This is a genomic window from Streptomyces sp. NPDC012827 (genome assembly GCF_042900905.1).
In the GTDB taxonomy this organism is placed as follows: domain Bacteria; phylum Actinomycetota; class Actinomycetes; order Streptomycetales; family Streptomycetaceae; genus Streptomyces; species Streptomyces gulbargensis.
In genome coordinates this window covers 490,783-504,446 of the sequence record NZ_JBIBBY010000005.1, presented here as the reverse complement: position 1 = coordinate 504,446, position 13,664 = coordinate 490,783, and the positions used below count along the sequence as shown (strand labels likewise).

At 71.1% G+C, this 13,664-nt stretch carries 14 protein-coding genes; 7 read left to right on the top strand and 7 right to left on the bottom strand.

Features of this window, described 5'->3' with window-relative positions; all coding sequences use genetic code 11:
• The first annotated feature begins 49 nt into the window (after window positions 1–49).
• Window positions 50–751, top strand: a complete 702-nt coding sequence (locus tag ACFY60_RS14615; RefSeq protein WP_388611688.1) for a FadR/GntR family transcriptional regulator — start codon at window positions 50–52, stop codon at window positions 749–751.
• Here the strand turns inward: ACFY60_RS14615 and ACFY60_RS14610 are convergent.
• The 3 genes from ACFY60_RS14610 to fabG all read right to left on the bottom strand — a co-directional run bounded on the left by ACFY60_RS14610 (window position 699) and on the right by fabG (window position 2,858).
• The gene (locus ACFY60_RS14610) at window positions 699–1,133 is read right to left on the bottom strand and encodes a hypothetical protein (protein WP_388611686.1); all 435 of its coding nucleotides are present in this window, start codon (window positions 1,131–1,133) and stop codon (window positions 699–701) included. The genes ACFY60_RS14615 and ACFY60_RS14610 overlap by 53 nt on opposite strands.
• Window positions 1,134–1,372: 239 nt before the next feature.
• Window positions 1,373–2,149 carry an enoyl-ACP reductase FabI gene (gene fabI, locus ACFY60_RS14605; protein WP_388611684.1) on the bottom strand — a complete coding sequence of 259 codons (777 nt, stop codon included), beginning with the start codon at window positions 2,147–2,149 and terminating at the stop codon, window positions 1,373–1,375.
• Window positions 2,150–2,153: 4 nt separating this feature from the next.
• A complete protein-coding gene (gene fabG / locus ACFY60_RS14600) occupies window positions 2,154–2,858 on the bottom strand; it encodes a 3-oxoacyl-[acyl-carrier-protein] reductase (RefSeq protein WP_309053250.1) in 705 nt (234 codons plus the stop codon).
• A 206-nt stretch (window positions 2,859–3,064) separates the two neighbouring features.
• Here fabG and ACFY60_RS14595 point away from each other — a divergent pair, with 206 nt between their 5' ends.
• The 3 genes from ACFY60_RS14595 to tyrS are packed head-to-tail and all read left to right on the top strand — an operon-like array spanning window position 3,065 to window position 7,291.
• A complete protein-coding gene (locus tag ACFY60_RS14595) occupies window positions 3,065–4,576 on the top strand; it encodes a TldD/PmbA family protein (RefSeq protein ID WP_388611755.1) in 1,512 nt (503 codons plus the stop codon).
• The gene (locus ACFY60_RS14590) at window positions 4,573–5,964 is read left to right on the top strand and encodes a metallopeptidase TldD-related protein (protein ID WP_388611682.1); all 1,392 of its coding nucleotides are present in this window, start codon (window positions 4,573–4,575) and stop codon (window positions 5,962–5,964) included. Before ACFY60_RS14595 ends, ACFY60_RS14590 begins: the two co-directional genes overlap by 4 nt.
• A gap of 52 nt (window positions 5,965–6,016) precedes the next feature.
• Entirely contained in the window at window positions 6,017–7,291 is a 1,275-nt protein-coding gene (tyrS, locus tag ACFY60_RS14585; protein ID WP_388611680.1) for a tyrosine--tRNA ligase, read from the top strand.
• 126 nt (window positions 7,292–7,417) lie between these two features.
• On the opposite strand, the gene ACFY60_RS14580 is transcribed toward tyrS, so the two are convergent.
• Window positions 7,418–7,693, bottom strand: a complete 276-nt coding sequence (locus ACFY60_RS14580; protein ID WP_345280649.1) for a GlsB/YeaQ/YmgE family stress response membrane protein — start codon at window positions 7,691–7,693, stop codon at window positions 7,418–7,420.
• Between the two features lie 181 nt (window positions 7,694–7,874).
• On the opposite strand from ACFY60_RS14580, the gene ACFY60_RS14575 reads away from it, so the two are divergent.
• Together ACFY60_RS14575 and ACFY60_RS14570 are read left to right on the top strand one after the other, a co-directional pair.
• Window positions 7,875–8,219: a DUF3099 domain-containing protein gene (locus tag ACFY60_RS14575; RefSeq protein WP_388611678.1), complete on the top strand. Its 345-nt coding sequence runs from the start codon at window positions 7,875–7,877 to the stop codon at window positions 8,217–8,219.
• A gap of 212 nt (window positions 8,220–8,431) precedes the next feature.
• Entirely contained in the window at window positions 8,432–8,665 is a 234-nt protein-coding gene (locus tag ACFY60_RS14570; RefSeq protein ID WP_309054991.1) for a hypothetical protein, read from the top strand.
• Here ACFY60_RS14570 and moaA read toward each other — a convergent pair.
• The 3 genes from moaA to ACFY60_RS14555 all read right to left on the bottom strand — a co-directional run bounded on the left by moaA (window position 8,648) and on the right by ACFY60_RS14555 (window position 11,812).
• Complete coding sequence (moaA, locus tag ACFY60_RS14565) at window positions 8,648–9,637, bottom strand: GTP 3',8-cyclase MoaA (RefSeq protein WP_388611676.1); 990 nt, start codon at window positions 9,635–9,637, stop codon at window positions 8,648–8,650. The genes ACFY60_RS14570 and moaA overlap by 18 nt on opposite strands.
• A gap of 166 nt (window positions 9,638–9,803) precedes the next feature.
• The gene (locus ACFY60_RS14560; RefSeq protein ID WP_388611675.1) at window positions 9,804–11,444 is read right to left on the bottom strand and encodes a cation acetate symporter; all 1,641 of its coding nucleotides are present in this window, start codon (window positions 11,442–11,444) and stop codon (window positions 9,804–9,806) included.
• On the bottom strand, window positions 11,441–11,812 hold the full coding sequence (locus ACFY60_RS14555; protein WP_309054298.1) for a DUF485 domain-containing protein: 372 nt from the start codon (window positions 11,810–11,812) through the stop codon (window positions 11,441–11,443). Before ACFY60_RS14555 ends, ACFY60_RS14560 begins: the two co-directional genes overlap by 4 nt.
• A gap of 266 nt (window positions 11,813–12,078) precedes the next feature.
• Between ACFY60_RS14555 and ACFY60_RS14550 the strand changes: the two genes are divergently transcribed.
• Complete coding sequence (locus ACFY60_RS14550; protein WP_388611673.1) at window positions 12,079–13,620, top strand: S8 family serine peptidase; 1,542 nt, start codon at window positions 12,079–12,081, stop codon at window positions 13,618–13,620.
• Window positions 13,621–13,664: the final 44 nt, after the last annotated feature.

Below are 13,664 nucleotides of genomic sequence, written 5' to 3'. Positions count from 1 at the left end.
TCATGGGATGATTGGTTGTCCAATCTCGAACGAATGGGACGGTGCTCCAATGGCCCTCGGCCATCCCCGCCGCACGGGGCTCTCCGATCAGGTGATCGCCGAGCTGCGGAACCAGATCACCTCCGGCGAGTGGCCGGTGGGTTCCCGGATCCCGACCGAGCCCGAGCTGGTCGAGCAGCTGGGCGTCGCCCGCAACACCGTCCGGGAGGCGGTCCGGGCCCTCGCCCACAACGGTCTGCTCGACATCCGGCAGGGTTCGGGGACGTACGTCGTCGCCACCAGCGAGCTCGCCGGCGTCATGCACCGGCGCTTCGCCGGCTCCGACCCCCGGCACGTGGCCGAGCTGCGGTCGACGCTGGAGTCGGCGGCGGCCCGGTTCGCGGCCCTGCGGCGCTCGGAGCGGGACCTCAAGCAGCTCGACGCCCTGCTCGTACGGCGGGAGGAGGCGTGGGAGTCCGGGGACGCGGAGCGGTTCGTCACCGCCGACGCGGCCTTCCACCACGCGGTGGTCGCCGCGTCCGGGAACGAGGTGCTCACGGAGCTGTACGCGGACCTGGGCGATGTGCTGCGGGACTGGCTGCGCGACGACGTGGGGCGGGAGCTGCGGCCGGAGAACCACATGGACCACGCGCGGCTCGTCGACGCGATCCGGGACGGGGACGCGGAGCGGGCCGCCACGGAGGCGGCCGGCTACCCGTTCATGTGCCTGCGGAGCCCCGGGCGGGAGGCGGCTCCACCGGCTGGTGGGTGAGCCAGGCGGCCGCGACCTCCTTCCAGCAGCGCGCGGTGACCCGGGCGTAGTCGGCGGGGGCCACGTCGACGGGGGCGCTGTCGGTGTCGAGGTCCCACCAGCGCGCGCACTCGACGTGGAGGCGGACCCGGTCGGTCACGGGGTACGGGTTGCGGCAGTAGGCGGTGACGCGGGACCCCTGGACGACCGTGCGGCAGGAGGCACCGAAGTTCTCGGGATCCTCGCCCGCGGGCTTCCCGGCCGCGCGCTCCCCGGGCCGTACGGATGCCGCCGACTCCCCCGCCGGGGCGGGTGCGGCGCGGACCTCGGCGGCGACGGCGAGCCCGGCGAGCAGGGCGGCGACCGAGGCGAACGCGGCGAAGCCGCTGGATATCACGCGCATGTCCGTACCTCCTCCCCGGCAGTAGCCGGAACATCACGCTCCGACCAGTCTGGGGGGATTCGGGTGACTTTTCGACTTGGGAGCGAAACGCCTGGTCAGAAACCCGTTCGGCGGACACCCGCGCCCCGGGGTGAGCGCCCGGTGACGCCGCGAGGGCCGTACGGCCACCCCCGAAGGAGGCGGACCGTACGGCCCTCGGACCGCCGGGCGGCTCGGCGCCGGTCCCGGACGGGCAGGCGTCAGGCGCCGATCGCGTGCAGACCGCCGTCGACGTGGATGATCTCGCCGGTGGTCTTCGGGAACCAGTCGGAGAGCAGCGCCACGACACCGCGGCCGGCCGGCTCCGGGTCGGCGAGGTTCCACTCCAGCGGCGAGCGGCTGTCCCAGACGGCGGCGAGCTCGCTGAAGCCCGGGATGGACTTGGCGGCCATCGAGCCGATCGGGCCGGCGGAGATCAGGTTGCAGCGGATGTTCTGCTTGCCCAGGTCACGGGCCATGTAGCGGCTCGTCGCCTCCAGAGCGGCCTTGGCCGGGCCCATCCAGTCGTACTGCGGCCAGGCGTACTGGGCGTCGAAGGTCAGGCCGACGACCGAGCCGCCCTGGTTCATCAGGGGCAGCAGCGCCATGGTGAGGGACTTCAGCGAGAAGGCGGAGACGTGCATGGCCGTCGCGACCGACTCGAAGGGGGTCTGGAGGAAGTTGCCGCCGAGGGCGTCCTGCGGGGCGAAGCCGATGGAGTGGACGATGCCGTCCAGGCGGTCGCCGAGCTGCTCGCGGACCTGGCCCTCCAGGCGGGCGAGGTGCTCGTCGTCGGAGACGTCGAGCTCCAGCACCTTGACGTTCTCGGGCCGGGGCAGCTTCTTGGCGATGCGCTCGGTGAGCGACGGCCGGGGCCACGCGGTGAGGATGATCTCCGCACCCTGCTCCTGGGCCAGCTTCGCGGTGTGGAAGGCGATGGAGGACTCCATCAGCACACCGGTGATCAGGATGCGCTTGCCCTCGAGAATTCCGCTCATGTGATCAGTGACCCATGCCCAATCCGCCGTCAACCGGGATGACGGCTCCAGTGATGTACGAGGCGTCGTCGGACGCGAGGAAGGTCACCGCGGCGGCGATCTCCTCCGGCTGCGCGTAGCGGCCCAGGGGGACCTGGGAGACGATGCCCGCGCGCTGCTCGTCGGTGAGCACGGCGGTCATGTCGGTGTCCACGAAGCCGGGCGCGACGACGTTGAAAGTGATGTTGCGCGAGCCGAGCTCACGGGCCAGGGAGCGGGCGAATCCGACCAGACCGGCCTTGGACGCGGCGTAGTTGGCCTGGCCGGCGGAACCCAGCAGACCGACCACCGAGGAGATGAGGACGACACGGCCCTTCTTGGCCCGCAGCATTCCGCGGTTGGCGCGCTTGACGACCCGGAAGGTGCCGGTGAGGTTGGTGTCGAGGACGGACGTGAAGTCCTCCTCGGACATGCGCATCAGGAGCTGGTCCTTCGTCACGCCGGCGTTGGCCACGAGGACCTCGACCGGACCGTGCTTCTCCTCGATCTCCTTGTAGGCCTGCTCCACCTGCTCCGCGTCGGTGATGTCGCACCTGACGGCCAGGAAGCCGGCCGGCGGCTCACCGGAGCGGTACGTGATGGCGACCTTGTCGCCGGCCTCGGCGAACGCGCGGGCGATGGCCAGGCCGATGCCCCGGTTGCCTCCGGTGACGAGAACCGAGCGGCTCAACGGATCACCCTTTCGATAGCTGTCTGGTTACCGAAAACCTATCGGGCCCTTCCGCGATCCGGAGAATCGGGCCCTGACAGTCGCGTACGGATGTCGCTGTCGGGTCCCTACAGAAACCTCGGGCGGCGCGGCCGAAAGCGCGACATGATCAGGGGCGACCGGCATCGCACGACAGGGAGACAGCTGTGCCATCTGGGACCCATACGATCGACGAAACCTTCACGGCGCTGCCGCTGAGGGCGCTCGCCGACGCGGCGCTCGCGAGGGCCCGCGCGCTCGGCGCCGAGCACGCCGACTTCCGCCTGGAGCGGGTGCGCAGCGCCTCGTGGCGGCTGCGGGACGCCAAGCCGTCCGGCTCCTCCGACGACACGGACCTGGGCTACGCGGTCCGCGTGGTGCACGGCGGGGCCTGGGGCTTCGCGTCGGGGGTCGACCTCACCATGGACGCGGCCGCGCGGGTGGCCTCGCAGGCCGTGGCGATGGCCAAGCTGTCCGCGCAGGTGATCGCGGCGGCCGGGTCGGACGAGTACGTGGAGCTGGCCGCCGAGCCGGTGCACGCGGACAAGGTGTGGGTCTCCTCGTACGAGATCGACCCCTTCACGATCCCCTCCGAGGAGAAGAGCGCGCTGCTCGCCGACTGGAGCGCGCGGCTGCTGCGGGCGGACGGGGTGGCGCACGTCGACGCCTCGCTGCTCACCGTGCACGAGAACAAGTTCTACGCGGACACGGCGGGCACCGTCACCACCCAGCAGCGGGTGCGGCTGCACCCGCAGCTCACGGCCGTGGCCGTGGACGGCACGACCGGTGAGTTCGATTCGATGCGGACGATCGCGCCGCCGGTCGGCCGGGGCTGGGAGTACCTGACGGGCACCGGCTGGGACTGGGACAAGGAGCTGGAGGAGATTCCGGGGCTGCTCGCCGAGAAGATGCGGGCGCCGAGCGTGGAGGCCGGGCGTTACGACCTGGTCGTGGACCCGTCCAACCTGTGGCTGACGATCCACGAGTCGATCGGGCACGCGACCGAGCTCGACCGGGCGCTGGGGTACGAGGCGGCGTACGCGGGCACCTCCTTCGCCACCTTCGACCAGCTCGGCAAGCTGACGTACGGGTCCTCGGTCATGAACGTGACGGGCGACCGGACCGCCGAGCACGGGCTCGCGACCATCGGCTACGACGACGAGGGCGTCGAGGCGCAGACCTGGGACCTGGTGAAGGACGGCACGCTCGTCGGCTACCAGCTGGACCGGCGGATCGCGAAGCTGACGGGGCTCGGCCGCTCCAACGGGTGCGCCTTCGCGGACTCCCCCGCGCACGTGCCGGTGCAGCGCATGGCGAACGTGTCGCTCCGGCCGGACCCGGGCGGTCTGTCGACGGAGGACCTGATCGGCGGTGTGGAGCGCGGGATCTACGTGGTCGGTGACCGGTCCTGGTCGATCGACATGCAGCGGTACAACTTCCAGTTCACCGGGCAGCGGTTCTTCCGCATCGAGAACGGCCGGCTGGCCGGGCAGCTGCGGGACGTCGCGTACCAGGCGACGACGACGGACTTCTGGGGCTCGATGGAGCAGGTCGGCGGCCCGCAGACGTACGTCCTCGGCGGCGCCTTCAACTGCGGCAAGGCCCAGCCGGGGCAGGTCGCGGCGGTCTCGCACGGCTGCCCTTCCGCCCTGTTCCGGGGTGTCAACATTCTCAACACGACGCAGGAGGCCGGTCGATGAGCCGCGTCAGCAAGCCGTACGAGATCGTCGAACGGGCCCTGGAGCTGTCCCGCGCCGACGGGTGTGTCGTGATCGCGGACGAGGAGTCCTCGGCGAACCTGCGCTGGGCGGGCAACGCGCTCACCACCAACGGGGTCACCCGGGGCCGGACGCTCACCGTGATCGCCACGGTCGACGGGAGCGAGGGCACCGCGTCCGGAGTGGTGTCCCGGTCGGCCGTCACGGCGGAGGACCTGGAGCCGCTGGTGCGGGCCGCCGAGGAGGCGGCGCGAGCGGCGGGCCCGGCGGAGGACGCGCAGCCGCTGGTGCGGGACGTGCCGGCCTCGCCCGACTTCACGGACGCGCCGGCCGAGACGTCCTCGGCGGTCTTCGCGGACTTCGCGCCCGCGCTCGGGGAGGCCTTCGCGCGGGCCCGGGCGGGCGGCCGGGAACTGTACGGCTTCGCCCACCACCGGCTGACCTCCACCTACCTGGGCACGTCGGCGGGGCTGCGGCTCCGGCACGACCAGCCGACCGGCACCCTGGAGCTCAACGCCAAGTCGCCGGACCGCTCACGTTCGGCGTGGGCGGGGCGCTCGACGCGGGACTTCAAGGACGTGGACCCGGCGGCGCTGGACGCGGACCTGGCGACCCGGCTCGGCTGGGCCCAGCGGCGGATCGAGCTGCCGGCCGGGCGGTACGAGACGCTGCTGCCGCCGACGGCCGTGGCCGACCTGCTGATCTCCCAGATGTGGTCGTCGGCGGGCCGGGACGCGGCGGAGGGCCGTACGGTCTTCTCCAAGCCGGGTGGCGGGACGCGGCTCGGGGAGACGCTGTCCCCGCTGCCGCTGACCCTGCGCAGCGACCCGAACGAGCCGGGCCTGGAGTCCGCGCCGTTCGTGATCGCGCACTCCTCCGGGGGCGACTCGTCGGTCTTCGACAACGGTCTGCCGCTGGCACCGACGGAGTGGGTGCGGGACGGGAAGCTGGAGCGGCTGGTCACGACCCGGCACTCCGCGGGGCTCACCCGCCTGCCCGTGGCGCCCGCGATCGAGAACCTGATCCTGGACGGCGGCGGGGAGCGGTCGCTGGAGGAGATGGTGGCCGCCACCGAGCGGGGCCTGCTGCTGACCTGCCTCTGGTACATCCGCGAGGTCGATCCGGCGACGCTGCTGCTGACCGGCCTGACCCGGGACGGCGTGTACCTCGTCGAGAACGGCGAGGTCGTCGGCGAGGTGAACAACTTCCGGTTCAACGAGTCGCCGGTGGACCTGCTGTCGCGGGCCTCGGAGGCGGGCCGGACGGAGAAGACGCTGCCGCGCGAGTGGAGCGACTGGTTCACCCGGGCCGCGATGCCCGCGCTGCGGGTGCCGGACTTCAACATGAGCTCGGTCAGCCAGGGGGTCTGACCCGCCTAGACTGAAGCGCACATCCCTACCAGATCCGAGGAGACTGACGACCGTGACGGACATCGTCGACGAGCTGAAGTGGCGCGGGCTTTTCGCCCAGTCCACCGATGAGGACGCCCTGCGCAAGGCTCTCGCGGACGGTCCCGTCACGTTCTATTGCGGTTTCGACCCGACCGCGGCCAGTCTCCACGTCGGGCACCTCGTGCAGGTGCTCACGGTCCGCCGGCTCCAGCAGGCCGGGCACCGGCCGCTGGCGCTGGTCGGCGGGGCCACCGGGCAGATCGGCGACCCGCGGCCGACGGCCGAGCGGACGCTGAACGATCCGGAGACGGTCGCGAACTGGGTGAACCGGCTGCGTTCGCAGATCGAGCCGTTCCTCTCCTTCGAGGGGGAGAACGCGGCGGTCATGGTGAACAACCTGGATTGGACCGCCGGGATGTCGGCGATCGAGTTCCTGCGGGACATCGGCAAGCACTTCCGGGTCAACAAGATGCTGACCAAGGACTCCGTCGCCCGCCGGCTGGAGTCCGAGCAGGGCATCAGCTACACCGAGTTCAGCTACCAGCTGCTCCAGGGCATGGACTTCCTGGAGCTGTACCGCCGCTACGGCTGCACGCTCCAGCAGGGCGGCAGCGACCAGTGGGGCAACCTGGTGGCGGGTCTGGACCTGATCCACAAGCTGGAGCCGGGTGCCGAGGTGCACGCGCTGGCGACCCCGCTGATGGTCAAGGCGGACGGGACCAAGTTCGGCAAGACCGAGAGCGGTGCCGTCTGGCTGGACCCGGAGATGACCACGCCGTACGCCTTCTACCAGTTCTGGCTGAACGTGGACGACCGCGACATCTCCACCTACATGCGGATCCTGTCCTTCCGGTCCCGTGAGGAGCTGGAGGAGCTGGAGGCGCAGACGGCCGAGCGGCCGCAGGCCCGGGCGGCGCAGCGCGCGCTGGCCGAGGAGCTGACCACGCTGGTGCACGGGGCCGAGCAGTGCGCGGCCGTGATCGCGGCCTCGAAGGCGCTGTTCGGTCAGGGCGAGCTGGCGGAGCTGGACGAGGCGACGCTGGCCGCCGCGCTGTCCGAGCTGCCGCACGCGCGCGTGTCCGAGCTGGGCCAGGTCGTGGACCTGTTCGCCGAGGTGGGTCTCGTACCGAGCAAGTCGGCGGCGCGGCGCACGGTGAAGGAGGGCGGCGCGTACGTGAACAACGTGAAGGTGACCGCCGAGGACGCCGTGGTGGCGCCGGAGGAGCTGCTGCACGGCCGGTGGCTGGTGCTGCGGCGCGGCAAGAAGAACCTGGCGGCGATCGAGTTCGCCGGCGCGGAGGGCTGAGCCCGGCCGCGCGGACGGCGGGACACGGCCGGGAGGCCCGGTACGGCACATGAGGTGCCGTACCGGGCCTCCCGGTTCTCGTGCGCGGGCGCCGCGGCCGCCGGGGTCCCGGTCGCCGCGGCCCGCTCAGGCGCGTCGCCGGCTGCCCTTCATGGAGGCCCACAGCATGTCGCCCACTCCGACCACGGCGACGGCGCCGATGAGCTGGAGCAGGTGACGGGTCCAGTCGATGCCCTTGGTGTCGTTGACGCCGATCCACGTGGCGACGGCGTTGCCGAGGATGCTGCCGAGGATGCCGAAGACGGCGGTCAGCCACAGGGGGATCTGCTGCTTCCCCGGCAGGATCGCCTTGGCGATCAGACCGAGGACGAGACCCACGATGATTGCCCAGAGCCAGTGCATGGTCGCCTCCTGATACGACGCTTTTCACGCATGTGGGCCCAGTCTCGGCCCGTCCACCGTACGGCGCATGTCGGGCGCCGCCATCCGTGCCCCGGCCTCGTACGTTCCGCGGGCCCGGCGTACCGTGGAAGAAGGTCCGGACCGGGGAGGCTCCGGCGCGAGCGGTGGGTGGTGGAAGGCGATGCGGAAGCGTGGCGGGACCGAGGTCTTCCGGATCACCGGGGCCCGGCAGGGCCTCGCGGACGACGTCCGGGGCAGGCAGCGGAGGTACGTCATCTCGATGACGGTGCGGACGCTGTCGGTGATCGCGGCGGCGGTGCTGTGGAACGTGGAGCGGCACGTGGCCGTGGTGGCGCTGGCGCTGGGTGTGCTGCTGCCCTATGTGGCGGTGGTGATCGCCAACGCGGGGCGCGAGTCGGCGCCGTCGCTCCCCTCCACCTTCGTACCGGCTCCGGTGCGTCCGGCACTCGGTCCGGGCGAAACGGTGGCGGAGGCCGGCGCGGAGCGTCCGTACACCCGTGACTGACGGGCCGGCGGACCGCCGGGGCGGGGCCGGGAAAGCTCAAGAAAAGCTCAGATCAATCATGACGTTCCGCTGCACCGCACCCCAGGTGCCGTGACATACTTCCTACGCGCTCCGCATCCCCCGTCGGAGCGACGGACCGATGCCGGGCAGCTCCCCCCGTGGCTGCTCGGCATCGCCCTTGCCGGACGCCGTTCGTGTGATCCAATGATCGCGTGATCCAAGGTCCCGTGAGCGACGAGAAGCCGATCTGTTCCGCCAAGGGGTGCCACGCCGACGCCGTCTGGGTGCTGGCGTGGAACAACCCCAAGCTGCACACGCCCGAGCGGCGCAAGACGTGGCTCGCGTGCGAGGAGCACCGCGAGCACCTCTCCCAGTTCCTGGGGGTACGGGGCTTTCTGAAGGACGTCGTCCCGCTGGGCGAGTGGGAGTCAGCCGCCGATCGCTGACATCGGTCGGTCGGGCTGGAGGAAGCTCGGGTCGTCGAGGCCCGAGCCGGCCTTCTTGCCCCACATCGCCCGCTTCCAGATCGCGGCGAGTGCGGCGTCGTCGGCGTCCGAGCGGAGGGCGGCCCGCAGGTCGGTCTCCTCGGTGGCGAAGAGGCAGGTGCGGACCTGTCCGTCGGCGGTGAGCCGGGTGCGGTCGCAGGCCCGGCAGAAGGGCCGGGTGACGGAGGCGATGACGCCGACCGTGTGGGGGCCGCCGTCGACGGTCCAGCGCTCGGCGGGGGCGGAGCCGCGCTCCTCGGCCCCTTCGGCGGTGAGGGTGAAGCGGGTGCGCAGGGACGCCAGGATGTCGCCGGCGGTGATCATGCCGTCGCGCTTCCAGCCGTGCTGGGCGTCGAGGGGCATCTGCTCGATGAAGCGGAGCTCGTAGCCCTGCTCGATGGCCCAGGCGAGGAGGTCGGGGGCCTCGTCGTCGTTGAGTCCGGGCATGAGGACGGCGTTGACCTTGACCGGGGTGAGGCCGGCGTCGCGGGCGGCGGCCATGCCGTCGAGGACGTCCCGGTGCCGGTCGCGGCGGGTGAGGGTCTTGAAGACGTCGGGGCGCAGGGTGTCGAGGGAGACGTTGACCCGGTCGAGCCCGGCGGCCTTGAGGGCGGTGGCGGTGCGCTTGAGCCCGATGCCGTTGGTGGTCAGCGACATCCGGGGGCGGGGTTCGAGGGCGGCGCAGCGCTCGACGATCCCGACGAGGCCGGGGCGGAGCAGGGGCTCACCGCCGGTGAAGCGGACCTCGGTGACGCCGAGGTCGGTGACGGCGACGCGGATCAGGCGGACGATCTCGTCGTCGGTGAGCAGGTCCGGCTTGGCGAGCCACTGCAGGCCTTCCTCGGGCATGCAGTAGGTGCAGCGCAGGTTGCACCGGTCTGTGAGGGAAACGCGCAGGTCAGTGGCCACTCGGCCGTAGGTGTCGATGAGCACGTGGGCCCCCTCCCCGATATCCGGTGTCGCTTCTGTCTCCGAGCCTACGTGAGCGCGCGGGCGAGCAGCAGGGCAGATTGTCACGAGGACCGGAGCGGCCGCGTCGTAGAACTCTACGACGCGGCCGGCCGGTGACGGCGGAATGTATACGGTCCGCCGCGCCCGGTCAGTGCTTGACGGCGGCGGCGACACCGACCCCGGTGAGGGACTTGACCTCCAGTTCGGCGTACTTGCCCACGTCGGGCTCCTCCTTGGAGAGCAGCGAGCCGAGCCAGCCCAGGAGGAAGCCCAGCGGGATGGAGACCAGGCCGGGGTTCTCCAGCGGGAACCAGTGGAAGTCGACGCCCTTGAACATGGACGCCGGGCCGCCGGAGACGACCGGCGAGAAGAGCACGAGGACGACGGAGGAGATCAGTCCGCCGTAGATCGACCAGAGGGCTCCCTGGGTGGTGAACCGCTTCCAGAAGAGGGAGTAGAGGATCGTCGGCAGGTTGGCCGAGGCGGCGACGGCGAAGGCGAGGGCCACCAGGCCGGCGACGTTGAGGTCGCGGGCGAGGGCGCCGAGCGCGATCGACACGATGCCGATGAGCACGGTGGACCAGCGGGCGGCCCGCATCTCCTGCTTCTCGGTGGCCTTCCCGCGCTTGATCACGTTCGCGTAGATGTCGTGCGCGAAGGACGAGGAGGAGGCCAGGGTCAGGCCGGCGACGACGGCGAGGATGGTGGCGAAGGCGACGGCGGAGATGACGGCGAGGAGGATCGCGCCGCCGGTGGAGTCCGCGCCGCCGCCGACCTCCAGGGCGGTGAGCGGGGCGGCGGTGTTGCCGGCCTTGTTGGACGCCTTGATGGTGTCGCCGCTGAGCAGGGCGGCGGCGCCGAAGCCGAGGACGATCGTCATCAGGTAGAAGGCGCCGATGATGCCGATGGCCCAGTTGACCGACTTACGGGCGGCCTTGGCGGTCGGCACCGTGTAGAAGCGGATCAGGATGTGGGGCAGGCCGGCGGTGCCGAGGACGAGGGCGATGCCGAGGGAGAGGAAGTCGAGCTTCGAGACGGCGCTGGTGCCGTACTTGAGGCCGGGCTCCAGGAAGGCCTGGCCCTTGCCGCTGTTGGTGGCGGCGGCGCCGAGCAGGTCGGAGAGGTTGAAGTCGAACTTCAGCAGGATGAGGAAGGTGATGAGGAGGGTGCCCGCGATGAGCAGGACGGCCTTCACCATCTGGACCCACGTGGTGCCCTTCATGCCGCCGATCGTCACGTAGACGATCATCAGGACGCCGACGAGGGCGACGATCGCGATCTTGCCGCCGTCGCTGGTGATGCCGAGGAGCAGCGAGACGAGGACACCCGCGCCGGCCATCTGCGCGAGCAGGTAGAAGATCGAGACGACGATGGTGGAGGTGCCGGCGGCGGTACGGACCGGGCGCTGGCGCATCCGGTAGGCGAGGACGTCGCCCATGGTGAACCGGCCGGAGTTGCGCAGGGGTTCGGCGACCAGGAGGAGGGCGACGAGCCAGGCGACGAGGAAGCCGATCGAGTAGAGGAAGCCGTCGTAGCCGAAGAGGGCGATCGCGCCGCTGATGCCGAGGAAGGACGCGGCGGACATGTAGTCGCCGGAGATGGCGAGGCCGTTCTGGAAGCCGGTGAACTGGCCTCCGCCGGCGTAGAAGTCGGCGGCGCTGCGGGTCTGCCGGCCGGCCCAGACGGTGATGGCCAGGGTGGCGACGACGAAGGCGGCGAACAGGGCGATGATCAGCGGCCGGTGTTCGGTGGTGGCGCTGTCGGCGGCGAGCAGGACGGGGGTGCTCATGCGTCGCCCTCCATGCGGGACTTGATGGCCTCGGCGCGGGGGTCGAGGCGCTCGGCGGCGTGCCGGGAGTAGAGCCAGGCGATGAGGAAGGTGGTCGCGAACTGGCCGAGGCCGAGGACGAGGGCCACGTTGATGTTGCCGAGGAGCTTGATGCCCATGAAGCCGCCCGCGTAGTTCGAGAGCAGCACGTACAGCAGGTACCAGGCGATGAAGGCAACGGTCAGCGGAAAGGCGAAGGAACGGTATGTACGGCGCAGTTCACCGAATTCCGGGCTTTTCTGCACCTCGACGAAGTGCTCCGTCGTGGGGCGGCCGGGACCGCTGTCGGTCTCCGTACCGTTCGTGGGCGGCGGTGCTTCGGTGGCCACGGAAATCTCCTTGTGACGCGGGGCGGACGGGCGGTGCGGGAGGTCCCGCCACGGTGGGAGCGCGCGGCTCCGGGCGGAACTCCTCCCCTGCACAACGGCACGGAGCGGGAAGCGACGCGGTTCACCCGGATGGTTTCTTCGCACAGTTCTTCATGAAGTCTTCTCAACTCATTGAATCCCCGGGATGAACAGCGATAACTTCCGTCGTCATGCACCTGCCCAAGCGCAACCCCGCGCGGGCAGTACACGGATGATGTGGAGAACCCATGGCTCATCTGGGATCGAGGCGCGGCCGGGCTCTTGCCCTGCCTGTTGGTCTCGCGCTCACGGCCTCGCTCGGCTTCCTTCCCTCCGGCGCCGCCTCCGCCGCGGACCTGAGCGACGCCCCCGCGGTGGCCACCGCGACGGCCGACGGTCCGAAGCTGTCGTACGTGGTCAACGTCGAGGGGGGCCGCTGGACCGCCGCCTCGGTGAAGAAGGCCATCGCCGCGGCGGGCGGTGAGATCGTCATCGCCTACGACCAGATAGGTGTGATCGTCGTCCACTCGCGGAACGCCGATTTCGCGAAGACGATCCGGCAGGCGCGCGGCGTCGTGTCGGCCGGTGCCACCCGTACCGCTCCGCTCTCCGTCCAGTCCGACACCGCCGTCGACGAGGGCGCGCAGGCCCTCTCGCCGGCCGAGGCCCGGGCCGCCGCGGCGACCGCCTCGGACGAGCAGGACCCGCTGGAGCCCCTGCAGTGGGACCTCCCGGCCATCAAGGCGGACCGGGCCCACCAGAAGACGCTCGGCAGCAAGCGCGTGACCGTCGGCGTCATCGACACGGGTGTCGACGACACCCACCCCGACCTGGCGCCGAACTTCGACGCCGCCGCCTCCGCCAACTGCGTGTCGGGCAAGCCGGACACCACCCCCGGCTCGTGGCGCCCGGGCGCGGGCGAGAGCGACCACGGCACGCACGTCGCCGGCACGATCGCCGCCGCCAAGAACGGCGTCGGCATCACGGGTGTCGCCCCCGGCGTCAAGGTCTCCGGCATCAAGGTGTCCACCCCGGCCGGCTTCTTCTACACGGAGGCCGTGGTCTGCGGCTTCGTGTGGGCGGCCGAGCACGGCGTGGAGATCACCAACAACAGCTACTACACCGACCCCTGGATGTTCGCCTGCAAGACCGACGAGGACCAGAAGGCCCTCATCGAGGCGGTCACCCGCGCGTCCCGCTACGCGGAGCGCAAGGGCACGGTCAACGTCGCGGCGGCCGGCAACTCCAAGTTCGACCTGGCGGCCGACTCGATCCTCGACAAGAGCAGCCCGAACGACAGCACCGAGGTCGACCGGCTCATCGACCCGAAGGTCTGCCTCGACTACCCGGCCATGCTGCCGGGCGTGGTGACGGTCTCCGCGACCGGCGCCAAGGACCTGAAGGCCTCCTACTCGAACTACGGCCAGGGCGTCGTCGACATCGCCGCCCCGGGCGGTGACCGCACCGAGTACCAGACGCCGGACGCCCCGGCCGTCAACGGCCGCATCCTCTCGACCACCGTCGAGGGCGGGTACGTCTACAAGGCCGGCACGTCGATGGCCGCGCCGCACGCCGCCGGCGTGCTCGCGCTGCTGAAGTCGACGCACCCGAAGGCGAGCCCGGCCGCGCTGAAGGCGCTGCTGTACGCGCAGGCCGACGACCGCGCCTGCACCAACCCGTACGACATCGACGGCAACGGCACCGTCGACGCCGTCTGCGAGGGCGGCAAGGACAAGAACGGCTTCTACGGGGCCGGCATGGTCGACGCGCTGGACGCGGTCCGCCGCTGACGCACGCGGAGGGGCCCCGGTGCGGTACGCCACACCGGGGCCCT